Below are 1096 nucleotides of genomic sequence, written 5' to 3'. Positions count from 1 at the left end.
GCCTTCCGCGTCCGGTCGGCGCGCACTACCGTTGGGGCATGGGCACGCCCGTGGGGAGCAATGCCGAGGGGGTCGGCGACGACGCCGTGCGCCGTGCGACGGGCAGGGACCGCGACGAGTGGTTCGCCCTCCTCGATCGGTCGGGCGCCGTCGCGTGGGCCCACCAGCCGATCGCGGAATGGCTCGTCGCCGAACAGCGGGTCGACCCGTGGTGGGCGCAGAGCCTCACGGTCGCCTACGAACAGGCCCGCGGCATCCGTCGGCCCGGCCAGCGGCAGGACGGCACCTTCGAGGCGAGCGTGAGCCGCACCGTCGAGCTCGGCACCGAGGCCGCGCTGCGCGCACTCGCCGCGATCGTCACGCTGCAGCTCGACGTCGACCCGCTCGCGCTGAACCTCACGGCGAAGCATCCGACCGCCCGGTTCCCGCTCGAGGGCGGCGAGTTCGTGCTCGCCTCCGCCAGTCCGCTCGACGACGGCCGCTCCTCGATCGGCCTCACCTGGGGCCGCATGCCCGACGACTCGCGCCTGGCCGAGGTGAAGGCGCGCATGCGGGAGTGGTTGCAGGCGGTCGGATGACCCGGGCGGCCCGCGAGCCGTGGGCTAGCGTGGAATCATGACGATCGCGGCGACCGACGAGGCAGTGCACGTTCGGGCGCCCGGCAAGATCAACCTCTTCATGCGCGTCGGCGACGTGCAGCCCGACGGCTACCACGACGTCGCCACGGCGTACCAGGCGGTGTCCCTCTACGAGGACGTGCGGGCGTGGCCCGACGACGAGTTCAGCGTCGAGTTCGGCGGCTCGATCGACACGTCGGGCCTGCCGACGGATGCCTCGAACCTGGCCATCAAGGCCGCGAAGCTGCTCGCCCGCACTGCAGGGGTACCCGGCGGCGTGCACCTCGAGATCGACAAGCACGTCCCCATCGCGGGTGGCATGGGCGGGGGGTCGGCGGATGCCGCGGCGACCCTCGTGGCGTGCGACACGATGTGGGGCACCGCCCTCAGCAAGGAGGAGCTGCACGCGCTCGCCGCGAAGCTCGGGGCCGACGTGCCCTTCGCGCTCACGGGCGGCACGGCGATCGGCACCGGGCGCG

Annotated in this window: 2 protein-coding genes; both read left to right on the top strand. The window is 73.3% G+C overall.

Annotated features, from left to right (window positions below; genetic code table 11):
* Positions 1–578, top strand: a 578-nt coding sequence (locus GH736_RS23325) for a hypothetical protein (protein ID WP_203230932.1), incomplete at its 5' end; no start/stop codon positions are given.
* Between the two features lie 37 nt (positions 579–615).
* A partial coding sequence (locus GH736_RS23320; protein ID WP_407922386.1) for a 4-(cytidine 5'-diphospho)-2-C-methyl-D-erythritol kinase occupies positions 616–1096 on the top strand: 481 nt, incomplete at its 3' end.

This window comes from Agromyces humi (genome assembly GCF_009720255.1).
GTDB lineage: Bacteria > Actinomycetota > Actinomycetes > Actinomycetales > Microbacteriaceae > Agromyces > Agromyces humi.
The sequence above is the reverse complement of the archived record's forward strand: the minus strand, read 5'-3'. Positions and strand labels throughout refer to the sequence as shown.